This is a genomic window from Bartonella sp. AD13SXNS, from assembly GCF_042196465.1.
Classification (GTDB): Bacteria; Pseudomonadota; Alphaproteobacteria; order Rhizobiales; family Rhizobiaceae; genus Bartonella.
On the sequence record NZ_JBHIQI010000048.1, the window covers coordinates 1 to 2,452 of the forward strand.

The 2,452-nt window shown below is 41.1% G+C and carries 2 protein-coding genes and 1 pseudogene; all 3 read left to right on the plus strand.

The features are described 5' to 3' along the window. Positions 1 to 91: pseudogene (locus ACFIMQ_RS09155) on the plus strand (DNA-binding protein); the annotation flags it as partial. Positions 92 to 189: 98 nt separating this feature from the next. Then, on the plus strand, positions 190 to 1,074 hold the full coding sequence (locus ACFIMQ_RS09160; RefSeq protein ID WP_375703905.1) for a toprim domain-containing protein: 885 nt from the start codon (positions 190 to 192) through the stop codon (positions 1,072 to 1,074). Next, a partial coding sequence (locus tag ACFIMQ_RS09165; protein ID WP_375703906.1) for a YfjI family protein occupies positions 1,071 to 2,452 on the plus strand: 1,382 nt, incomplete at its 3' end. The genes ACFIMQ_RS09160 and ACFIMQ_RS09165, both read left to right, overlap by 4 nt.

Sequence of the window (2,452 nt, forward strand, 5' to 3'; positions counted from 1 at the left end):
AAAATTTGGTTTTTTATCCCGTTGGTTACAATCGGATCTCTTGAATATCATCGAACAAGCGAAACAGCAACGTCAAAATGACGCGGCATAAAAAAAACCTTGTCACGTAAGGACGGACAAGGCTTTCTCAAACTCATCAATCTAGAGATAGCATAATCCGTCCTATGACGCAATGTTATAGGATTTAAAATGATGTGTTCTTTTAAGAATGCGCGGGGTATTACCCGTGCCTTGCGCGGGGTTTGGCATGGGCGTTATGGAACAGCCCGTTGCCCTGCTCATGATGATAGGCTGCCTAGTTTATCTATTTCTAATGGAAATGATGGGCGTCTTTTACTCTATTGTTATGCTGGCTGCTCTTTTAAAGAGATCATACAAGCGCTTATTAGAATTGGGTTGCTTGGAAAACAAGCTTATGCTCATACGCTTTCTTTCTCAAAACAGTTTTGTGCTGATCTCAAACAAGCAAAAAGGAAAGCAGAGAGAGCAAAAGTAATTTGGCAACAAAGCCAACCAATCAAAAATACTTTAGCAGAAACCTATTTACGCATGCGGGGGATCATGTGTGATTTGCCTGCTGATTTACGCTTTTACGACAAATGTCTACACCCCTCTGGGGGTACATTGCCCGCGTTGATTGCTCTTGTTAAGGGGGCTGGTTCCTTTGCCATTCATAGAACCTTTTTAAAAAACAATGGCTGCAAAACAGATCAAAAACCAGCTAAAGCCATGTTGGGTTCTATCACGGGTGGTGGGGTGCAATTAAGTCAAGCCAATCCAAAACATCTGGTCATTTGTGAGGGCATTGAAACCGGTCTGGCTCTGCTGTCTGGGTTGTTAACAGAGCCCGTTGATTTATGGGCGTCCCTTTCAACCCATGGCATGATGCATGTGAATTTACCCAAAACAAAAGCCCGTCTCACCATTGCAATGGATGGCGATGATGCGGGTCGTAAAGCAGGTTTTAACCTCGCTGCACATGCCTATAGACAAGGCTTTGAGGTTTTTATCATGCAAGCCCCCTACGGTCTAGATTTCAATGATGTTTTGATACTGAAAGGTATAAATAAATGAGAGAGAATAAAAACAATATTGTAGATACCAACAATCAAAATGTTTCATGCAATGATAACGATAATGTTTCTTTAAATGATAATACTTGTTTAGAAGCCATTCCTTATAAGCAAGCATTGCAACAAAATGGTTGGGGGGAATTGCAACCGATTAATACGGCTCTCTTACCCGTCGAGCCTTTTAGCTTATTACAGTTGCCAACGCCATTAATGAACTATGTTTATGACGTTGCGGATAGCCAACAAGCCCCTATGGATTTTATTGCTATCTCTGCTCTCTGTGGTTTGGCTGCTGTGATTGGTAATGGCGTGCGGGTTGCCCCAAAACAACATGCCAATTGGAAAATTGTTCCTAATCTCTGGGGTGCCATTGTGGGGGAACCTTCGACCATGAAAACAGGTACCATGGACGCTGCTTTAGAACCTCTTTATGAATTTCAAGATGAATGGCATCAAGAGTGGGTAAAGAAGAAAAAACAGCAAGAAACAAAAGAGATTCTTAGTGAATTAGATAAACGAGAAAAGAAAAAACAAGCCTATAAAGCACTCAAAGATCAAGACGAAGAACAAGCCCTTGCTCTTCTTTCACAAACTCTTGAACACAAAGAAAGTGAGGAAGATGACAGTTCTATAAAACGCCGTCTTATCGTCAATGATGTGACCGTTGAAAAGCTTGGGGAACTCTTAAAAGAAAACCCCCGTGGTCTCTTGTTGGTTCGTGATGAATTAGCTGGTTTTTTATCTAATCTGGCAAGAAAGGAATATCAATCAGACCGTTCTTTCTATCTAACAGCTTTTAATGGCAATAAGTCTTACACCTATGATCGTATAGGACGGGGAACCATTTTTATTCCCAATGCAACTGTCTCTATTATAGGGGGTATTCAACCTGCACGTATTATTCCCATTATTCAAGACATGCACCGTGGAATAAACGATGATGGTCTTATGCAACGGTTTCAAATGCTGATCTTTCCCGATGAACGACAAGAGCAGTTATGGGTTGATAGACCTCTCAATCAAAAGGCATGGGAAAGTTATCAAGGGGTTTTTCGTTCTCTTTATGATAAACCGTTTGGATCACCAAAATATCCGATAACCATACGCTTTTCTGCCGAAGCCCAAGAAATGTTTCGTGAATGGTGGGAAGATTTTCAGAAAAGAATAAAGAATGGTCATTTCTCTGCAAGTTTAAAAGCACATCTTTTGAAAATGAATCAAACCATACCAACCCTTGCGTTGATTTTTGAACTGGTTGAGGGTGGGCGTTTTGAAATCAATAGAGATGCCCTTGAAAGAGCTTTGTATTGGGAAAAATATTTGTTAAGTCATGTCAAAAGGCTTTATGCGGCGGCGGATAGCTTAGCAACAGAGGGGGC

What these genes read in the sequence shown, in the direction of transcription:
- ACFIMQ_RS09160 (WP_375703905.1), top strand. Translation starts at nt 190, where the DNA reads ATGATGTGTTCTTTTAAGAATGCGCGGGGTATTACCCGTGCCTTGCGC.